20 protein-coding genes are annotated in these 17710 nt (G+C 67.1%); 14 read left to right on the forward strand and 6 right to left on the reverse strand.

The genetic code is table 11. The annotated features are described in order from the left end of the window. Positions 1-71: 71 nt before the first annotated feature. Together SROT_RS00960 and SROT_RS00965 are read left to right on the forward strand one after the other, a co-directional pair. The gene (locus SROT_RS00960) at positions 72-1400 is read left to right on the forward strand and encodes a citrate synthase (RefSeq protein ID WP_013137130.1); all 1329 of its coding nucleotides are present in this window, start codon (positions 72-74) and stop codon (positions 1398-1400) included. Continuing rightward, positions 1397-2314 carry an LCP family protein gene (locus SROT_RS00965; RefSeq protein ID WP_013137131.1) on the forward strand — a complete coding sequence of 306 codons (918 nt, stop codon included), beginning with the start codon at positions 1397-1399 and terminating at the stop codon, positions 2312-2314. The genes SROT_RS00960 and SROT_RS00965 overlap by 4 nt, the downstream gene beginning before the upstream one ends. On the opposite strand, the gene hpxO is transcribed toward SROT_RS00965, so the two are convergent. Continuing rightward, complete coding sequence (hpxO, locus tag SROT_RS00970) at positions 2306-3475, reverse strand: FAD-dependent urate hydroxylase HpxO (protein WP_013137132.1); 1170 nt, start codon at positions 3473-3475, stop codon at positions 2306-2308. The genes SROT_RS00965 and hpxO overlap by 9 nt on opposite strands. Before the next feature lie 20 nt (positions 3476-3495). Between hpxO and SROT_RS00975 the strand changes: the two genes are divergently transcribed. Together SROT_RS00975 and SROT_RS00980 are read left to right on the forward strand one after the other, a co-directional pair. Then, entirely contained in the window at positions 3496-3846 is a 351-nt protein-coding gene (locus SROT_RS00975; RefSeq protein ID WP_013137133.1) for a metallopeptidase family protein, read from the forward strand. Between the two features lie 225 nt (positions 3847-4071). Beyond that, positions 4072-4317 (forward strand): hypothetical protein, encoded by a 246-nt coding sequence (locus tag SROT_RS00980; RefSeq protein ID WP_013137134.1) that lies wholly within the window; start codon positions 4072-4074, stop codon positions 4315-4317. Positions 4318-4365: 48 nt separating this feature from the next. Here the strand turns inward: SROT_RS00980 and SROT_RS00985 are convergent, their stop codons facing one another. Genes SROT_RS00985 through SROT_RS00995 form a run of 3 tightly spaced genes read right to left on the reverse strand, consistent with a single transcriptional unit; the run spans position 4366 to position 5884 of the window. After that, complete coding sequence (locus SROT_RS00985; RefSeq protein ID WP_013137135.1) at positions 4366-4806, reverse strand: acyl-CoA thioesterase; 441 nt, start codon at positions 4804-4806, stop codon at positions 4366-4368. A gap of 32 nt (positions 4807-4838) precedes the next feature. Further along, the gene (locus SROT_RS00990; RefSeq protein ID WP_013137136.1) at positions 4839-5381 is read right to left on the reverse strand and encodes a carboxymuconolactone decarboxylase family protein; all 543 of its coding nucleotides are present in this window, start codon (positions 5379-5381) and stop codon (positions 4839-4841) included. A 2-nt stretch (positions 5382-5383) separates the two neighbouring features. Next, positions 5384-5884 (reverse strand): glutathione peroxidase, encoded by a 501-nt coding sequence (locus SROT_RS00995; RefSeq protein ID WP_013137137.1) that lies wholly within the window; start codon positions 5882-5884, stop codon positions 5384-5386. A 121-nt stretch (positions 5885-6005) separates the two neighbouring features. Between SROT_RS00995 and SROT_RS01000 the strand changes: the two genes are divergently transcribed. After that, positions 6006-6500 (forward strand): hypothetical protein, encoded by a 495-nt coding sequence (locus tag SROT_RS01000; RefSeq protein ID WP_013137138.1) that lies wholly within the window; start codon positions 6006-6008, stop codon positions 6498-6500. 4 nt (positions 6501-6504) lie between these two features. Here the strand turns inward: SROT_RS01000 and SROT_RS01005 are convergent, their stop codons facing one another. After that, positions 6505-7572 carry an isopenicillin N synthase family dioxygenase gene (locus tag SROT_RS01005; protein ID WP_013137139.1) on the reverse strand — a complete coding sequence of 356 codons (1068 nt, stop codon included), beginning with the start codon at positions 7570-7572 and terminating at the stop codon, positions 6505-6507. A 112-nt stretch (positions 7573-7684) separates the two neighbouring features. Between SROT_RS01005 and SROT_RS01010 the strand changes: the two genes are divergently transcribed. The 8 genes from SROT_RS01010 (at position 7685) to SROT_RS01045 (ending at position 15874) form a co-directional block, all read left to right on the forward strand. Further along, positions 7685-9520, forward strand: a complete 1836-nt coding sequence (locus SROT_RS01010) for an acyl-CoA dehydrogenase (protein ID WP_013137140.1) — start codon at positions 7685-7687, stop codon at positions 9518-9520. A 69-nt stretch (positions 9521-9589) separates the two neighbouring features. Next, the gene (locus tag SROT_RS01015) at positions 9590-11425 is read left to right on the forward strand and encodes an acyl-CoA dehydrogenase (RefSeq protein ID WP_013137141.1); all 1836 of its coding nucleotides are present in this window, start codon (positions 9590-9592) and stop codon (positions 11423-11425) included. 108 nt (positions 11426-11533) lie between these two features. Beyond that, positions 11534-12496, forward strand: a complete 963-nt coding sequence (locus SROT_RS01020) for a metal ABC transporter solute-binding protein, Zn/Mn family (protein ID WP_013137142.1) — start codon at positions 11534-11536, stop codon at positions 12494-12496. Beyond that, positions 12477-13271 carry a metal ABC transporter ATP-binding protein gene (locus SROT_RS01025; RefSeq protein WP_013137143.1) on the forward strand — a complete coding sequence of 265 codons (795 nt, stop codon included), beginning with the start codon at positions 12477-12479 and terminating at the stop codon, positions 13269-13271. The genes SROT_RS01020 and SROT_RS01025 overlap by 20 nt, the downstream gene beginning before the upstream one ends. Continuing rightward, positions 13268-14122 (forward strand): metal ABC transporter permease, encoded by an 855-nt coding sequence (locus tag SROT_RS01030; protein WP_013137144.1) that lies wholly within the window; start codon positions 13268-13270, stop codon positions 14120-14122. The genes SROT_RS01025 and SROT_RS01030 overlap by 4 nt, the downstream gene beginning before the upstream one ends. A 13-nt stretch (positions 14123-14135) precedes the next feature. Further along, entirely contained in the window at positions 14136-14837 is a 702-nt protein-coding gene (locus tag SROT_RS01035; RefSeq protein ID WP_013137145.1) for a hypothetical protein, read from the forward strand. Positions 14838-14935: 98 nt separating this feature from the next. Next, on the forward strand, positions 14936-15142 hold the full coding sequence (locus tag SROT_RS01040; protein WP_013137146.1) for a hypothetical protein: 207 nt from the start codon (positions 14936-14938) through the stop codon (positions 15140-15142). A 6-nt stretch (positions 15143-15148) separates the two neighbouring features. Continuing rightward, positions 15149-15874 carry a 5-oxoprolinase subunit PxpA gene (locus tag SROT_RS01045; RefSeq protein WP_013137147.1) on the forward strand — a complete coding sequence of 242 codons (726 nt, stop codon included), beginning with the start codon at positions 15149-15151 and terminating at the stop codon, positions 15872-15874. Positions 15875-15894: 20 nt separating this feature from the next. Here SROT_RS01045 and SROT_RS01050 read toward each other — a convergent pair whose 3' ends face one another. Beyond that, on the reverse strand, positions 15895-16869 hold the full coding sequence (locus tag SROT_RS01050; RefSeq protein ID WP_013137148.1) for a septum formation family protein: 975 nt from the start codon (positions 16867-16869) through the stop codon (positions 15895-15897). Between the two features lie 49 nt (positions 16870-16918). On the opposite strand from SROT_RS01050, the gene SROT_RS01055 reads away from it, so the two are divergent. Continuing rightward, positions 16919-17707, forward strand: a complete 789-nt coding sequence (locus SROT_RS01055) for a lysophospholipid acyltransferase family protein (protein ID WP_013137149.1) — start codon at positions 16919-16921, stop codon at positions 17705-17707. Positions 17708-17710: the final 3 nt, after the last annotated feature.

The following is a 17710-nucleotide window of genomic DNA, read 5'->3' on the forward strand; positions in this document are numbered from 1 at the left end:
ACGGGCCGGTTAGTTTGGTACACACCAAAGGCCGAACGAGTGGTCCGGCCCAGGACGGTGAAGGAGCCCCCGTGTCCGTAGCCCAGCCCGCAGAGCGTACCGACCAGAACGCGGTCGGCGCTGCGACATTGCGTTACCCAGGCGGTGAGAAAGAGCTGACTGTGACCCCGGCGGTGGAGGGGAACGCTGGCGTCCAGCTCGGCGACCTTTTGGCCTCCACCGGTTACGTCACTTACGACGAAGGCTTCATGAACACCGCCTCGACGAAGTCGGCGATCACCTACATCGACGGCGAGCACGGCATCCTCCGCTACCGGGGCTACCCGATCGACCAGCTGGCGCAGAAGTCCACCTTCCTCGAAGTCTCCTACCTGCTCATCTACGGGGAGCTGCCGACGGCTGCGCAGCTGGAGGAGTTCGCCCACAAGATCTCGCGGCACACGATGCTGCACGAGGACCTCAAACGCTTCTTCGACGGCTTCCCGCGCGACGCGCACCCGATGCCGGTGCTCTCCTCCGCGGTGAACGCGCTCTCGGCCTACTACCCGGACTCGGTCGACCCCTCCGACCCCGCCCAGGTGGAGCAGTCCACGCTCCGTCTGCTCGCCAAGCTGCCCACTATCGCGGCCTACGCGTACAAGAAATCGGTCGGCCAGCCTTTCCTGTACCCGGACAACTCGCTCAACCTGGTCGAGAACTTCCTGCGGATGACCTTCGGCTTCCCCGCCGAGCCGTACGACATCGACCCGAACGTGGTCAAAGCGCTCGACATGCTCTTCATCCTGCACGCGGACCACGAGCAGAACTGCTCCACCTCCACGGTGCGCCTGGTCGGGTCCTCGAACGCGAACCTGTTCACCTCGGTCTCCGGCGGGATCAACGCGCTGTGGGGGCCGCTGCACGGCGGCGCCAACCAGGCGGTCTTGGAAATGCTCGACCAGATCAAGGCCTCCGGCGAGAGCGCGTCGGACTTCCTGGCCAAAGTGAAAGACAAAAAGACCCGGATCAAGCTCATGGGCTTCGGTCACCGCGTGTACCGCAACTACGACCCGCGCGCGGCCATCGTCAAGCAGACCGCCGACCAGATCTTGAACCAGCTCAAAGTCACTGACGAGTTGTTGGACATCGCCAAAGAGCTCGAACAGGCGGCGCTCACCGACGAGTACTTCGTCTCGCGCAAGCTGTACCCGAACGTCGACTTCTACACCGGGCTCATCTACCGCGCGATGGGCTTCCCTGACCGCATGTTCACTGTGCTGTTCGCGCTGGGCCGGCTGCCCGGCTGGATCGCGCACTGGCGGGAGATGCACGACTCGGGGCCGCTCAAGATCGGCCGTCCCCGCCAGATCTACACCGGCCAGCCCGAACGACCGTACGTTTCGCTCACCGACCGGGTGTGACGCGCTGGCTCGGGCGCTTCGTGAGGCGGCTCGCCGCCGCAGTCCTCGTCCTGACCGCCGGCCTCGCTGTCGCGGCTTTCGCGCTCGACACGCAGCTGCGGCGCTCGGACGTGTTGGACGACTATCCGGGCAGGCCCGAAACGGCCAGCGGCACGAACTGGCTCCTCGTCGGATCTGACTCGCGGATCGCGCTCTCCGAGCGGCAACAGGAGCAGCTGGCGACCGGCGGGGACGTCGGCCCAGCCCATTCGGACACGGTCCTGCTGATCCATGTCCCCGACTCGGGGCCCGCCACCGTCGTGAGCCTGCCGAGGGATTCGTCGGTGCAGATCCCCGGCGAGTCCGGGCGCAACAAACTGAACACAGCGTATGCCCGGGGCGGGGGGCGTTTGCTCGCCCAGACCGTGGAATTGGCCACCGGGGTCCGGCTCGACCATTACGCCGAGATCGGCTTCGGCGGCCTCGCCGATTTGGTGCAAGCCGTTGGCGGCGTGGACGTCTGCCTCGACGAGCCGATCAACGACCCGCTCGCCGGGATCGATCTGCCGCAGGGCTGCCAGCGCCTGGACGGAGCCCAGGCCCTTGGCGTGTCTCGGTCCAGGGCCACCCCCAGGGCGGACCTGGACCGGATGCTCCACCAACGCGCGCTCATCGGCTCGCTCATGGCCAAACTCGGCTCGCCCTGGACATTGGCCGATCCGTCCCGGATCAGCGCCCTGTGGCACGCGGCCACCGAAGACGTGGTGTTCGACGACAGCGTGCATGTCTGGCAGCTCGGCGAACTCGCGAAGGCGCTGAACGGCCCGGTCGACGCCACTGCGGTGCCCATCAGCGGGTTCGCGAACACGGACGTCGGCAATGTCGTCCTCTGGGACAAGGACCAGGCGAAAGCCCTGTTCCAATCGTTACGGTGACGGGGTGAGCGGGCCGCCCATGATGTTGTCGGCAATGCCCCGAAGAATGCTCGACCCGTCTTCCTCGCGCAGCTTGTCGTACCATGCCTGCGTCACCGCCGGGTCCATGGCGTGCGTCACGTCGGAGCGCTTGCGGGCGCGCAACACGAGTTCGCCGGCCCGCTCCGTCCTGGCTGCTTGGTACGCCAATAACGCGGCATGCGGATCGTTCGGATGGTCTTGGAACGCGAACTGCAACGCCACCGCGTCCTCCATCGCGCTGCAACCGCCCTGCCCGATGTCCGGCGTGGTGTTGTGCGCCGCGTCCCCGAGCAGCGCCACGCGCCCTCGCACCCAGGTGTCGAACGGGTCCACGTCGAAGATCTCCACCCGGTTCACCGCGGCGGGGTCGATGGCTTCGATCAGCGCGCGCACGCCGCCCGTCCAATGGGCGAACTTCGCCGCGAGGATTTCTTTCGCCGTGCCCGGCTCGAACACCAGCCCCTCCGGCTCTGGCGTGTCGAAGAAAAAGTAGAAGCGGTTCCCCGCGACCGGCATCACTGAAACCCGTTTGCCCTCGCCGACGTAGGTGGTCCATTCGGTCGCCGGGCCCACCGCCTCGTCCACCGCCACGAGGCCGTTGAAGTTGACATATCCCGCGTACCGCCGCTGCGTCGAGCGGCCGAGAACATAGTCGCGGCCCACGGATTTCGCGCCGTCGGCGCAGATGACAATGTCGCCGCTGGCGCTCGACCCGTCGGCGAACCGCACGCTCGCCGCGTCCGCCCCGTCGGCCACGGCGGTCATTTTCTTGCCGAACTGGATCTCGTCCACGCCGAACTTCTCCATGAGCATCAGTTGCAGTTCCGCGCGGGCGATCGGGTAGGGCCGCTGCCCGACGGCTTCGATCAGCGGCAGCATGCTGAACCGGCACATCACCTCGCCGCTCAGCCCGTTGATGTACGACATGCTGTTCATAGTTCCGCCGAGCTTCGCGGTTTGTGCCTCCAAACCAAGATGGTTGAGGCACTTCACCCCGTTCGACCAGACCGATATCGCTGCTCCGACCGGCTTGTTCTCCCGCACTTGCTCGTAGATCTCGACGTCGAATCCGATGTGCCGCAACGCCAGGGCCGCGCTTGTGCCGCCCATCCCAGCGCCAATGATGACTGCCTTCACCATCTCACAGTACCGTTGATCGGGTGCCCGTGCAGATCAGCGCCGAGAGCTTCGAGCGGCTCGTGGGCGAAGCCCTCGACCTCATCCCCCCCAAGCTCGCCAGGGCGGTGGACAACGTCGTGGTGCTGATCGCGGACCGCAATCCTGAAGAGCCGGATCTGCTCGGGCTCTACGAGGGCGTTCCGCTCGGCGAACGCGGCTCCGACTACGGCGGGTCGCTGCCCGACGTCATCCACATCTACCGGGACGCGATTTTGGAGATCTGCGACAGCGAGGACGATGTGGTGGACGAGGTCGCGATCACTGTCGTCCACGAGGTCGCGCACTACTTCGGCGTCGATGACGAGAAGCTTCACGAGTTGGGCTGGGGCTGACCGCCGAATTCTTGGAGGACTGTGTCGCAGACCGGCCCCAGGGCTGTGCTGTGACCAGTGTTACCAGGCTGAGCGGGCGAAGCGGGAACACGACTCGTCAATACGGCGTTAACATAGGCGTAACGACATGTTTCCGAGGGAGGCATGCGAGGGAGTGAGAAAGGCCAGCCTGTCCAAAAAATGAATGACACAATGAGAAGCCGAAACACGTGCAGGAACCTCGCCGTGAGCCTGGTGGCCGTGTGCGCCGCTGCGTTCGGCTCGGCAGCCGGCGCCGCCGCGTCGAACGCGCCCACTCCGCCCAAACCGAAAGCCAGCGACACGCTCGACCGCCCAGGAGCCGGAACCCATTTCCCCCGGGGCGGTTTCAGGTTCGACAACAGCGGCCACCCGGTCACCGGACAGGGGCCGAACAAGGGGACCAAATCACTCGAAGACACTCTGGAAGCCGCTGGAGCCCCGCGCCGCTGAGCGTTCGGACGGGGCGCGTTGGGCCTTGTCGCCGGGGGCGTCCGGGGCTCAGCGGCCTCGGAATTCGACAGGAGGGCCGGACACTTCGCCGAACCGCGACCGCGCCTCGGCGGGAAGGGGCACGGGCCTCCCGCCTTCGCCGATGACCACAATTGTCGTGGTCCCAACGGCCGTGACCTGACCGTTGTGGTCCTCCAACGCATAGGACAGGTCGAAGCTCGATCCGCCTATGCGGCTCGTCCAGACGTGGACGCGCACATCTGCTCCGGTGTACTCCAGCACAGCGCGGTATTCCACTTCCTGCCGCGCGACCAGCGCGCTCACGCCTTCTAAGCGGAGCTGTCCGGAGATAAGGCGGACGCGGGCCTCTTCGAAGACGCGGAGCACGGCGACATTGTTGACATGCCCGAGCGCGTCCATGTCGCCGAATCGAAGCTGGATCTGCACGCAAGCGGCTTGCTGGGGGTGGCTGGCGGGAGAAGCGGTCACGGGCGGGAAGCATACCGCTCGGCGCGGACCGGTCAGTCCTCGTACTCGCTTTGGAGGCCGATGATGTCGATGGTGGTGGCCAGGGAGTCGTAGGCTCCGGTGAGCAGCAGGATCTCGATGATCTCAGCTTCGTCGAAGTGCCGGGCGAGTTCGGCGAAGTCCTCGTCGCCGAGCGATTTCTGCCGCACAAAACCGTCAACAGCGGTGAGCAGTGCTTTTTCTTTCGGGCTCCACCCTGCGGCGCCGGGGCCTTCGGCGACGCGTTCGTGCTCGGCCGCGGTGATTTTTGCGCGGGCGCTCAGCCGGACGTGGTGGTTCCATTCGTAGGCCGAGCCTCGCAGGTGCGCCACCCGCAGGATCACGAGTTCCACGTTGCGGAGTTTGATCTTCGACAGCCCCTGGAAGTACCCGGTGTACCCGACGAAAAAAGGGAAGAGGCGCTTGTTGCGGCCGAGGGCTTGCATGATCCGCAGATGCCTGACGCCGAGACGGCGCGCGCCTGCTTTGTCGATGGCCCATGCGAGCGGGCCGATCTGCCGAAAACCGCCGAGCGCGACGCGGGTCTGCGCGGCCATGCTCACGCGCCGGGCAGCAATGCTTCGATCGCGGCGGTCAGCTCTGGGGCCTGCGGCGCGGTCGTCGGGCGGAATCGGGCCGAGACGGAGCCGTCCGGCGCGATCAGGAACTTCTCGAAGTTCCACTGCACAGCGCCCGCGTGGCCCTCGGCGTCGGCTTTCTGCACGAGTTCGCGATACAGCGGGTGTTGCCCTTCGCCGTTGACCTCGGCTTTTTCGAGCAAGGGGAATGTCACGCCATAGGTGGTGGAGCAGAACGTCTGGATTTCCTCGGCCGAACCGGGCTCTTGTCCGCCGAACTGGTTGCAGGGCACGCCGACGACGGTCAGCCCTTTGGGGCCGTAGTTTTCCGCCAGCTCTTCGAGGGCTTTGTACTGTGGGGTCAGCCCGCATTTGGAGGCGACATTGACGACGAGGACCGGGCCGGACGGCTGCGCCAACTCGCGCAGCGTGGTCGATTGGCCGTGCAGTGTCGTGACGGGCGTGTCGAGGAGAGTGCTCATTTTTCCAGCCTACGCTTGGCTCGCGGCGTGCTGTACAGTCCGGATGGTCGCCGTGGCGCGCTGATCGTCGGGCGGCTCCGCCGCCGGAGTGCTCTGCGCCAGGATTGAGGAGACACGCCACATGAACATTGCTCGCCGCCGCCCTGTTGCGCGCGCCTGGTCCGCCGGGGTGCTGCCCGGTGTTGTTCTCGCGTTGACCGGTGCGTGCGGCGCTGCCGCGGCGGTGGCGGACGTGCGGGATGTGTGCGACGAAGGGCAGCGCGGCGTGGTCGACGTCAAGAACAGCATGCAGTCGTTCGTCGAGGCGCTCGGCGAGTACGCCAACGCCACTGACGAGGGCAAGGCCGAACGGGCGGCGGTCGGCAAGTTCGCTTGGCTGGCGGAAAACTCGTTGCGGGTCGCTGCCAGCCGCCTTGATTCGGTGAGCAGCTTCAGCCAGCCCGGCCCGATCACCGAGAAGAGCGAGGAGCTCGTCCACCAGATGCGTTTGTTGTTCGACGCGCTCGGCACGAACGACTACGCCTTTGTGGACCCGGTGATCGACGGGTACAACGACGCGGCGGTGGGGTTCATGGCGGCGTGCACGGGCGATCCTGTCGGCGGCGACGAGGCCTGAGGGCTCAGCCGCCCGCGTCACCCCTGGTTCGCTCGTCAGCACTGGCGCTTGCGGGGGCGCTGTGCCAGCGTGCGGCGACGTCTGGGTGGGCGCGCACGCGTGATTTCCAGGCGTTGTGCCCGTAGGTGAGGAAGATCGGGTTGTCTGGTTCTGGTTCCACCGGCCGCACGCGCCGGGCGAGTTCGGGGGGCAGGTCGAGCGTGGGGAGCGACGAGCCGAGCGCCGGGTTGTAGAAGAACGGGATCGACAGGCGCTCTTCGCCCTCGGGCGGGGTGCGGACTCTGTGCCGGGTGGCGCGCAGGTAGCCGCAGGTCGCGACTTCCAGCAACTCGCCGATGTTCACGATCAGCGCGTCGTGGACGGTCGGCGCGTCGGTCCACCCTTGGCCCGGCACGTCGACTTGCAATCCCGTTGAGCCTGGCGCGCCCGCGAGGAGGGTGAGCACGCCGGAGTCCTTGTGCGCGCCGACGCCTTGCCCTGGCTCTTCGTTCGGCCCCGTCTTGGCTCCGGGGTAACGGATGATTTTGAGCAGCGTCGCCGGTTGGGGGCGGTAGCCTGCGGGGTCGGCGGGGTCCGGCTCGGGGTGGAACGCGGTGTCGAAGTGGCTGTCCGCGGCTTCGAAGGACAGCGCGAGCGCGGCGAGGAGCTGGCGGCTGATTCGCTCAAGGCGCGCGCAGTGCCGTTCGACGGCGGGACGCAGTTCGGGCAGCTGGGGCGGCCATTGGTTCGGGCCTTGCAGGTTCCATGGCCCCTGCGCCCCGGGGATCGGGCTGAGATCAGGGCCGATGTCGATTTGCTCACGCCAGTCGACGCGGCCGCCGGTGAGCTCGCCGCCCAGGCGGGTGTACCCCCGGAAATGCGGGCTCTGGGCCATGCCGATGGCGGCTTTGTCCTGTTCGGGCAAGGCGAAGAAGCGTGTGGCGAGGGCGAACAGCTCGGTCAGGCCGTCCGAGGCTCCGTGCCCGGCGAGGTAGCAGAATCCGACCTCGCGCATGACCTCTCGCAGTTGGGCGGCGAACGCGCGGGGCTCGGAGCCGAAACGGCTCAGGTCGACGACAGGCAGGTTGGCCATGCCTCAATGGTGCGGCATTTCCCGTCGTGCTGTAAACTTGAATATCACAAGTTACTCGCGAGTAACTTAGCGTGGCGCAACCCCTCCCGCGTTCAATCGAAAGGCATGCACAATGGGCCACTACAAGGCAAACCTGCGCGACATCGAATTCAACCTCTTCGAGCTGTTCGGTCTTGAGGAGACGCTGGCCAGCGGCGATTACGGCGATCTCGACGTCGACGCGGTGAAGGACATCCTGCGCGAGACCCGCAAGCTGGCCGAGGGCCCGCTCGCCGACGCCTGGGTGGGGCCGGACCGCAACCCGCCGGTGTACGACCCGGAGAAGTTCGAGGCGGACCTGCCCGAGGAACTGCAACGCGCGATCAAGCTCATCAACGAGTCCGGCGCCCTGCAACTGTGCATGGACCCCGAACTCGGCGGCATCCCCGCGCCCCGCGCGCTCGGCTGGGCGAGCGCGGAGATGTTGTGGGGGGCCAACGCCGCCGCCATGTTCTACACCTGGGGCGTGCCGTTCGCCCAGATCCTCTACGACATCGCCACTGACGAGCAGAAGCAGTGGTGCAAGGTGATCGCGGAGCAGAACTGGGACGCGACGATGGTGCTCACCGAGGCCGACGCGGGCTCGGACGTCGGAGCGGGCCGCACGAAGGCTGTCGAGCAGCCGGACGGCACCTGGCACATCGAGGGCGTCAAGCGCTTCATCAGCGGCGCGACCTCCGGCGATCTTTTCGACAACATTTTCCATTTGGTGCTCGCGCGGCCCGAAGGCGCGAGGGCGGGCACGAAGGGGCTGTCGCTCTTCTTCGTCCCGAAGTGGCACTACGACTTCGAGAAGCGCGAGCGCGGCGAGCGCAACGGCGTCTTCGTGACCAACCTCGAGCACAAGATGGGCATCAAAGCCTCCACCACCTGCGAGCTGGCCTTCGGCCAGCACGGCATTCCCGCAGTGGGCTGGCTGGTCGGCGGCGTCCACGACGGCATCGCGCAAATGTTCGACGTGATCGAGAACGCCCGCATGACGGTCGGCATCAAATCCACCGCAACCCTCTCCACGGGCTACCTCAACGCGCTGGAGTTCGCCAAGGAGCGCGTGCAGGGCTCGGACTTCACCCAGATGCTCAACAAGGACGCGCCCCGGGTGACCATCATGCGCCACCCCGAGGTGCGCCGGAGCCTGCTGGAGCAAAAGGCCTACGCGGAAGGGCTGCGCGCCCTCTATCTGCTCGCGGCCGCCTACCAGGACCCGGCTGTGGCGCAGCGCCTCTTCGGCGCGGACGAGGACCTCGCCTACCGGGTGAACGACTTCCTGTTGCCCATCGTCAAGGGTTTCGGCTCCGAGCAGGGCTACGCGCACCTGGCCGACAGCTTGCAGATCTTCGGCGGCTCGGGCTTCTTGCAGGACTACCCGATCGAGCAGTACATCCGCGACGCGAAGATCGACACCTTGTACGAGGGCACCACGGCCATCCAGTCGTTGGACTTCTTCTTCCGCAAGATCGTCCGCGACCAGGCCGGCGCGTTGAACCACATCACCGGCCAAATCCAGGAGTTCGTGGACTCCAGCGCGGGCAACGGCAGGCTCAAAGAGGCGCGCGAGCTGCTGCGCGCCGCGCTCGGGGACTTCCAGGCGACGTTCAACGCGCTCGCCGGGATCGGCTTCGCCGCGATGGAGCAGCCGACCGAGGGCTACAAGATCGCGCAGTCCAGCGTCCGGTTCCTCATGGCCGCGGGCGACCTCCTCATCGGCTGGCTCTTGCAGCGCCAGGCGCAGATCGCCATCGAAGCCCTCGACGGCGGCGCCACCGGCGCCGACCGGGACTTCTACGAGGGCAAGATCGCCTCGGCGGTCTTCTTCGCGAAGAACATCCTGCCGAAACTCGCGAGCACCCGCGCCATCGTCGAAAGTGTGGACAATGACATCATGGACTTGTCCGACTCCGCGTTCTGAGCGCCCTGAAGGGTCAAAAAACTGCACGAGAAAAACTTCATAAGGAATCCGTTCTGAGAAGGAGCCATCATGGGCCACTACAAGGCAAACCTGCGCGACATCGAATTCAACCTTTTCGAGCTGTTCGGTCTTGAGGAGACGCTGGCCAGCGGCGATTACGGCGATCTCGACGTCGACGCGGTGAAGGACATCCTGCGCGAGACCCGCAAGCTGGCCGAGGGCCCGCTCGCCGACACCTGGGTGGGGCCGGACCGCAACCCGCCGGTCTTCGACTCGGAGAAACACGAGATCGAGCTGCCCAAAGAAATCGCGAAGGCGCTCGACCTCCTCTACGACTCCGGAGCGCTGCAGGTTGCCCTGCCCGAGGAAATCGGCGGCATCCCCGCTCCCCGCGCGCTCACCTGGGCATTGACCGAGTTGCTCGTCGGCAGCCACGCGGCGGTGTATTTCTACGCTATTGGCCCCGCGTTCACCGCCATCCTCTATGCCCTCGGCACCGACGAGCAGAAGCAGTGGTCCAAAGTCATCGCGGAGCAGAAGTGGGGAGCCACGATGGTGCTCACCGAGCCGGACGCGGGCTCGGACGTCGGAGCCGGGACCACGAAGGCTGTCGAGCAGCCGGACGGCACCTGGCACATCGAGGGAGTCAAGCGCTTCATCACGAGCGCGACCTCCGGCGACTACTTCGACAACATTTTCCATTTGGTGCTCGCGCGGCCCGAAGGCGCGAGGGCGGGCACGAAGGGGCTGTCGCTCTTCTTCGTCCCGAAGTGGCACTACGACTTCGAGAAGCGCGAGCGCGGCGAGCGCAACGGCGTCTTCGTGACGGGCGTCGAGCACAAGATGGGCATCAAGGCGTCCGCCACCTGCGAGCTGACCTTCGGCCAGCACGGGAAACCCGCCGTGGGCTGGCTGGTCGGCGGCGTCCACGACGGCATCGCGCAAATGTTCGACGTGATCGAGAACGCCCGCATGCTCATCGGCATCAAGAGCATCGCCACGCTCTCCACCGCGTACCTCAACGCGCTGGAGTTCGCCAAGGAGCGCGTGCAGGGCTCGGACTTCACCCAGATGCTCAACAAGGACGCGCCCCGGGTGACCATCATGCGCCACCCCGAGGTGCGCCGGAGCCTGCTGGAGCAAAAGGCCTACGCGGAAGGGCTGCGCGCCCTCTATCTGCTCGCGGCCGCCTACCAGGACCCGGCTGTGGCGCAGCGCCTCTTCGGCGCGGACGAGGACCTCGCCTACCGGGTGAACGACTTCCTGTTGCCCATCGTCAAGGGTTTCGGCTCCGAGCAGGGCTACGCGCACCTGGCCGACAGCTTGCAGATCTTCGGCGGCTCGGGCTTCTTGCAGGACTACCCGATCGAGCAGTACATCCGCGACGCGAAGATCGACACCTTGTACGAGGGCACCACGGCCATCCAGTCGCTGGACTTCTTCTTCCGCAAGATCGTCCGCGACCAAACCGCCGCGTTGAACCACATCACCGGCCAAATCCAGGAGTTCGTGGACTCCAGCGCGGGCAACGGCAGGCTCAAAGAGGCGCGCGAGCTGCTGCGCGCCGCGCTCGGGGACTTCCAGGCGACGTTCAACGCGCTCGCCGGGATCGGCTTCGCCGCGATGGAGAACCCCACCGAGGGCTACAAGATCGCGCAGTCCACCGTCCGGTTCCTCATGGCCGCGGGCGACCTCCTCATCGGCTGGCTCTTGCAGCGCCAGGCGCAGATCGCCGCCCAGGCGCTCGACGGCGGCGCCACCGGCGCCGACCGGGACTTCTACGAGGGCAAGATCGCCTCGGCGGTCTTCTTCGCGAAGAACATCCTGCCGAGGCTCGCTTCGCTCAAGAGCATTGTCGAGAATTTGGACAACGACATCATGGAGCTCCCCGAAGCGGCGTTCTGATCTGACCTGTTCCGGGCGGCAGGGCCGATGGCCCTGGCGCGCTCGCGCATGATATCTTGAGATTGTTTTTGCAAACAATTTTCAATAGCTCTGCGCGAGGAGAAATCGATGATGTCTGCGTCACCCTTGCGGCGCACACGGTACGGCGCTCTGGCCTTGGCGGCGTTGGCCCTCGCCGGATGCGACAAATCCGCCGGTGGCGCGACTGCGCGCACGCCGAACATCGTCGCCTCCACACAGGCGTGGGCCCTGGTCGCGAAAGCCGTCGCTGGCGAGCAGGTCCCCGTCGCGGTGATCGTCGGCGCGGGCAAGGACCCGCACGAGTACCAGTTCAGCTCGCGAGACGCGGCGGCTGTCGAAAGCGCCAGCGTCGCCGTCATGGGCGGGAAGGGCTACGACTCCTTCATGGACAAGGCGCTCCCCGCCGGGGGCGGCCCGAAAGCGATCAAGGGGGAGTCCGCCACGATCGTCAGCCCCGAACTGCGGCCAAAGGGCAACGCCGCGCTCGACAATCCGCATGTGTTCTTCGACTTCGCCGTCGTGGACGCAGTGGCCCACGAGCTCGCCGACGAGCTGAGCCGCGAAGACAGCGCCCACGGCGACCTTTACCGGCACAACCTGCGAACGTTGCGCGCGCAGCTGCAGGGCTTCGCCGAACAGCTCGAAGAGCTCGGCCGGAGCCATCCGGGGCTGCGCGCGGTGCAAACCGAGTCCGTCGGGCAATACCTGCTGGACTACCTGGGGGCCAGCGACGTCACCCCCGCCGGGTACCGGGCCGCAGTGGCGAACGAGTCGGACCCCGCGCTCGCGGACCAGGCCGCCGCCGTCGGGCTCATCTCCTCCCGAGGGGCCGACCTCGTGGTGGACAACCCGCAGGAGGAGAACAAGTCGGTCAACGAATTGCTCGCCGCGGCCACATCGGCTGGTGTGCCGGTCGTGGGCGTCGGCGAGACCCCGCCCCCGCAGGTCGCCTCGTACAGCGACTGGCTGCGCTCGATCCTCGGCGGCTTCACCACGGCGCTCGGATCGCCCGCCCAACCGAACGGCGAACATGCCGGACCGGCCCGCTGAGCCGGCGCTGCGGTTTTCCGCCGCAGCGCTGCGCGTCGGGGAGCGCGTCCTGGTCGAGAACCTCGATCTCGCGTTGGCGCCCGGCGAGTTCCTCGCCGTCCTCGGCCCCAACGGCGCTGGCAAGTCCACACTGGTGCAAGCCGCCCTCGGTCTGCGCGCCCTCGACGCGGGAAGCGTCGAGATTTTCGGCCAACCGCCCGCGCGGGCCCGCGACCACATCGGGTACCTCGCCCAGCGGGTGGAGTTGGACCGCGCGACCGCGTTGCGCGGACGCGACTTCGTCGGCTTCGGTTACGACGGGTTCCGCCTGGGGCCGGGGTTCCTGCGCGCGGGGCGCAGAAAGACCGCCGTGGCGCGGACGCTTGCCAGGCTCGGCGCGGAAGATTTCGCAGACCGGCCCGTCAGCGGGCTTTCCGGCGGGGAATTCGCCCGATTGCGCCTCGCCCAAGCCTTGATCGGCGACCCGAAGCTGCTCATCTGCGACGAGCCATTGGTGAGCCTCGATCTCGCGAGCCAAACGTTGGTGGTCGAACAGATCGTCCGCCAGCAGCAGGAGCGCGGCGCGGCGGTCGTCTTCATCACCCATGAGCTCAACCCGGTGCTCGCGCATGTCGACCGGGTGCTGTACGTGGCGCGCGGCGGGCACCGCCACGGTCCGGTGGACGAGGTCATGACGGCGGCGTCGCTCTCGGCTTTGTACGCGTCCCCGATCGACGTGCTGAACGTGCGCGGCAAACTCGTGGTGGTCGGCGCGGGCGAGGAGGGCCACGGATGAGTTCGGCGAGTTTCTTCGATTGGGGGCTCACCTGGCACCTGCTCGGCTACGCGCCGACGCGCCGCGCCGTGCTCGCCGCGGCGATCCTCGGCCTGCTTTCCGCCGCGCTCGGCCCGTTCATCGTGCAGCGGCGGATGAGTTTCGCCGTCCACGCGACCAGCGAGCTCGCTGTGACCGGGGCCGCTTTGGCGCTCTTCCTCGGCGGATCGTTGCGCCTGGGCTCGATGTTCGGGGCCCTGGCGGCCGGGCTCGTGTTCGGGCTGCTGGGTTTGCGGGCCGCCGACCGGGATATCGCGTCCGGGGTCGTGCTCTCGTTCGGCCTCGGCCTTTCGGTGCTGCTCTTGAACTTGCGCGAGGGGGCGGCCACGAATTTGTCCTCCCTGTTGACCGGCGGGCTCGCGAGCGTCAGCAACGACGATCTGCGGCTTATGGCTGCCACCGCCGTTGTGGCCTGCCTGGTGGTGATGTGCTGCGGGCGCCCGTTGTGGTTTGCGAGCCTGGACCCCTTCGGGGCCGCCGCGAAGGGGGTCCCGACACGCTCCCTCGCGGTCGGTTTCACAGTGCTCGTCGCCGCTGCTGCGGCGATCGGGATGCAGGTCGTCGGGGCGCTCTTGGTGCTCGCCTTGATGGTCGCCCCTGCTGCGGCAGCTGCCCGGCTGACCGCGTCGCCCCGCCTGGGGGCAGTCCTCGCCTTTGTTTTCGCGCAGCTCGCAGCCGTGGGAGGGGTGCTGCTCTCGCTGGCTCCCTCGTGGCCGCCGTCCGCGCTCATCACCACCATCTGCTTCTTGCTCTACATGGGCGCGCGGGCGGTCGGTTTTTTCCGTCGTCGCCGTTTTCGCGCCGCAGGCTGATACCCTGACACCGATGAAGAACGGCAGAACATTCGCTCGTGCCGGTTGGGCGGCGCTGGGCGCCGTGTCGCTGCCTCTGGGCCTTGCGTCGTGCTCCGTGCTCGGAGAATCAGAGCGGTTCGCCTCGCTGCCAGAAGCCTGTTTCGCGGGGATCTCCTCTGCGGTGGACGCGGCGGTCGGGCCGTTGGCCCCGCAAGGGCGCAAAGACGATGTGTTGCCCGAGGACACGGCGATCTCCCGGCCGTCTGGCTCGACGAAATTCTGCGCTCGTTCGTTCACCGACGCCGTCAACCGCAGAGACTGGAAACAGGGGGAGCCGAATTTCCGCAAGGTCTTCTTGGAGTACGCCCTGTATCGGAGCGGTTTCCTCTCAGAGGGGGTGGACGACGCGAAACGCGAGCTCAAACCGCCCTTAGTCGATCCGAAGCGTCTCGTGCCCGAGCCGAATATCGGGGACGAGGCCGTCGGGTGGTGGGACTACTCGCAGAGCCAAGGCGCGAGTTGGCAGGTCAGCCTGCGGGTGTCCAACATGCGGGTGCTGGTCCGGGTGTCGGGCGCGGACTACCTGAGCGACTACACGGTGGACCGCCAATTCTCCGCACGGCTCGATTACGATTCGCAGCGGCTCAAGGACGAGCTGCGCCGGGAAGCGCAGTCCATCGCCAAAGCAGTCGTCGATCAGCTGGCGCACCCCTCGTCGCCGGGTTCGCCGTAACGGCCCGGCGGGTGTCCTTCCTCCCGTCGACAAGGCCGAATGTCACGTTCGGGACACATCACTGGCGATCTTGGACCCACCGGGGATACCATCCAGCTATGTCTTTCGGTCGAGCGTTCGCGGCCCTTGTTCTCCTCACGGCCGCTGCGGTTGTGTCCGTGCGCGGCGCCCACGCCAGTTCCCCCCAGGCCAAAGAAACCGGGCCACGCCCGGCCGCGATGACCGAGCCGCACATCGCCGCGATGACAGAACCTGGTGGCAGCGGCGACGGTTCGAAGGCGGGCGGGGCCCTCGTTCCGCGCTGATTCCCCATGGTCGCTGCAGTGGTTGATCTCAACGCCGACCTCGGCGAATCCTTGGGGGTGTGGCGAATCGGCGACGACGGGGCGATGCTGGAGATGGTGAGCAGCGCGAATATCGCCTGTGGGTTCCACGGCGGCGACCCGGCGACCTTATGGGAGACGTGCCAGGCCGCGGCCCGCGCGGATGTCGTGATCGGCGCGCAGGTGAGCTACCCGGATCTGTTGGGCTTCGGGCGGCGCTTCCTGGACATCGCGCCGAAAGACCTCACGGCGGCCGTGGTGTACCAGGTCGGGGCGCTCGACGCCATTGCCCGCTGCATGGGCAGTCGGGTGCGCTATGTCAAAGCGCACGGCGCGCTGTACCACGCGCTCGCCGAACACGACCGCCAAGCCGACTCGTTCGCCCAGGCCGTGGCCGACTTCGACCCGAGACTGCCTGTCGTGCACTACGGCGGGGCGATCACCGCCAAAGCCGAGACCCACGGTTTGCGCCTTGTCGCGGAGGCATATGCCGACCGCGCCTACACGTCGCAGGGCACGCTGGTCCCCCGCAGCGAGCCGGGCGCGGTGCTGACCGACCCTCGGGCCATCGCCGAGCAGGCGACGCGGTTCGCACAGGAGGGCAAGGCCGAGTCGATCTGCCTCCATGGGGACACGCCGGGCGCGGTGGCCTCGGCGCGAGCGGTCCGCGCCGCCTTGGCGGCATCGGGCGTCGCGATCCGGCCGTTCCTCTAGAAGGCCGCTCCGGACGGGCGTTACTCCGGGGGTCGGGAAGGCGGCTGGATCGGGCCGAAAGTGCTCCGGGTCGGTTTCGGCGGCGCGACCGGTTTCGCCCCGTCGATGAGCACGTCCCCTTTGGCGCTGCCGGTGACGACGGCGAACCCTTGGTCGTTGTGCCTGGCGACGAAGCACACGGTCTTCCGGCTGCCGACCAGCCAGCTCTGCGTCTTGACGATGGTCCAGTTGACGTCCAGCGTCGAGGCCCGCAGCCGCTCCGCGTTCCCCAAGTACGCTTCGGCGGCCTGCTCGCACAGCACTTTGAGCTTGTCGTTCTGCTCGTCCTCCGTCGGCGGGTCCGTGTCGGAGCGGCCGGGGAACAGTTTCGCGAGGTCTGTTTGCCCGATGACCTCGAAAGCGTGCGGCTGGGAGCAGTCCACCGGTTCGGTCGGCATGTTGTGCTCGGCCCCGACGCACACGCCGGTGTCATAGGTGAGGGATTGGTCCTGGTCCGCGACCCGGTTCGTGAACGAGAGCAGCGCGCCGTTGCCGCCGGGCACTTCGAGCCCGCAGCGCAGCGTGTGCCCGCCGTGCGCCCACGCGCTTTCGCTGGACAGCAACGCGCCGATCTTGAACCTGCCATGGGTGTCGAACCGTCCGCGCAGATAGTTGTTCACCACACCTGAGCACAGCTGTTGGTCCCAGGCCGCGATCTGTTTCTGGTCCGGATAGGCGGTCGAGGAGAACACCGTGCCGGGGTAGTCGTTCAGGTCCACCGACGCGGCCACCTCGAAGACATGTTCTGCGGCGCAGTCCACGGCGCCCCCTGGTTGCCCGCCCGGCCCAAGTGCCAAACACGCGCCGGGCTCCTCGGCCCGTCTCGCTTGCGCCTGCGCGTCCTGGACGACATCGGGGATGATCTGGCGGGCGGTGGAGCCCGCGGGCGCGAACGCGGCGGCGGCGACGCCGAGGGCTCCGAGCCCCACTCCCGCGAACACCGCGCGCAACGCCATCACAGCTCCGATGATACGGGCAACCCCCGCACAGGCTAGGCTGGGCGGCATGGAAATCCTGTATGGAACGGTCAACACCGCCGCCCGGCTCATGTGGCTCTATCAGGGATTGCGCCTCAAGATCGTCGGCGTCGGCAACATGCCGGCGCGCGGCGGCGCGGTGGTCGCGCTCAACCACACCGGGTATCTCGACATTCCGTTCGGCGGGCTCACCTCGTTCCTGCACAAACGCAATATGCGGTTCATGTACAAGACCGAGATGCGGGAAAACCCCTTCGTGCGGTGGCTTTTCGACCGGCTCCGCCACATTCCCGTCGACCGGGATTACGGGAAGGCGAGCTACGACCACGCGGTCCGGCTCCTCAAAGAGGGCGAGCTCGTCGCCGTGTACCCGGAGACGACGATTTCCCGCAGCTTCGAGTTGCGCGAGTTCAAGAGCGGCGCGGCGCGGATGGCCATCGACGCGAAGGTGCCGATCGTCCCGGTCATCGTCTGGGGTTCGCAGCGGATCATGACCAAAGGCCATCCGAAGGCGATGGGCCGCACGAAGACGCCGATTTGGATCGAGGTGGGCGAGCCCATCGCGCCGGACCTGCCCCCGGAGCAGCTCATCGTGAAGCTCAAAGAGAGCATGCAGGCCAAGCTCTACGAGGTCCAAGACAAATACGCGCAGACGTTCGGCCCGTACCCGCCGGGCGCGTGGTGGGTGCCCAAGCGCCTTGGCGGCGGGGCTCCGAGCTTGGAGGAGGCGGACGCGCTCGACGCGGCGGAAGCTGAAGAGAAACGGGCCAAACGGGCCGCAGCCCGCGCGGCGGGCGCAGACGAGAAGAAGCATTAGCCG

This window comes from Segniliparus rotundus DSM 44985, from assembly GCF_000092825.1.
Taxonomy (GTDB): domain Bacteria; phylum Actinomycetota; class Actinomycetes; order Mycobacteriales; family Mycobacteriaceae; genus Segniliparus; species Segniliparus rotundus.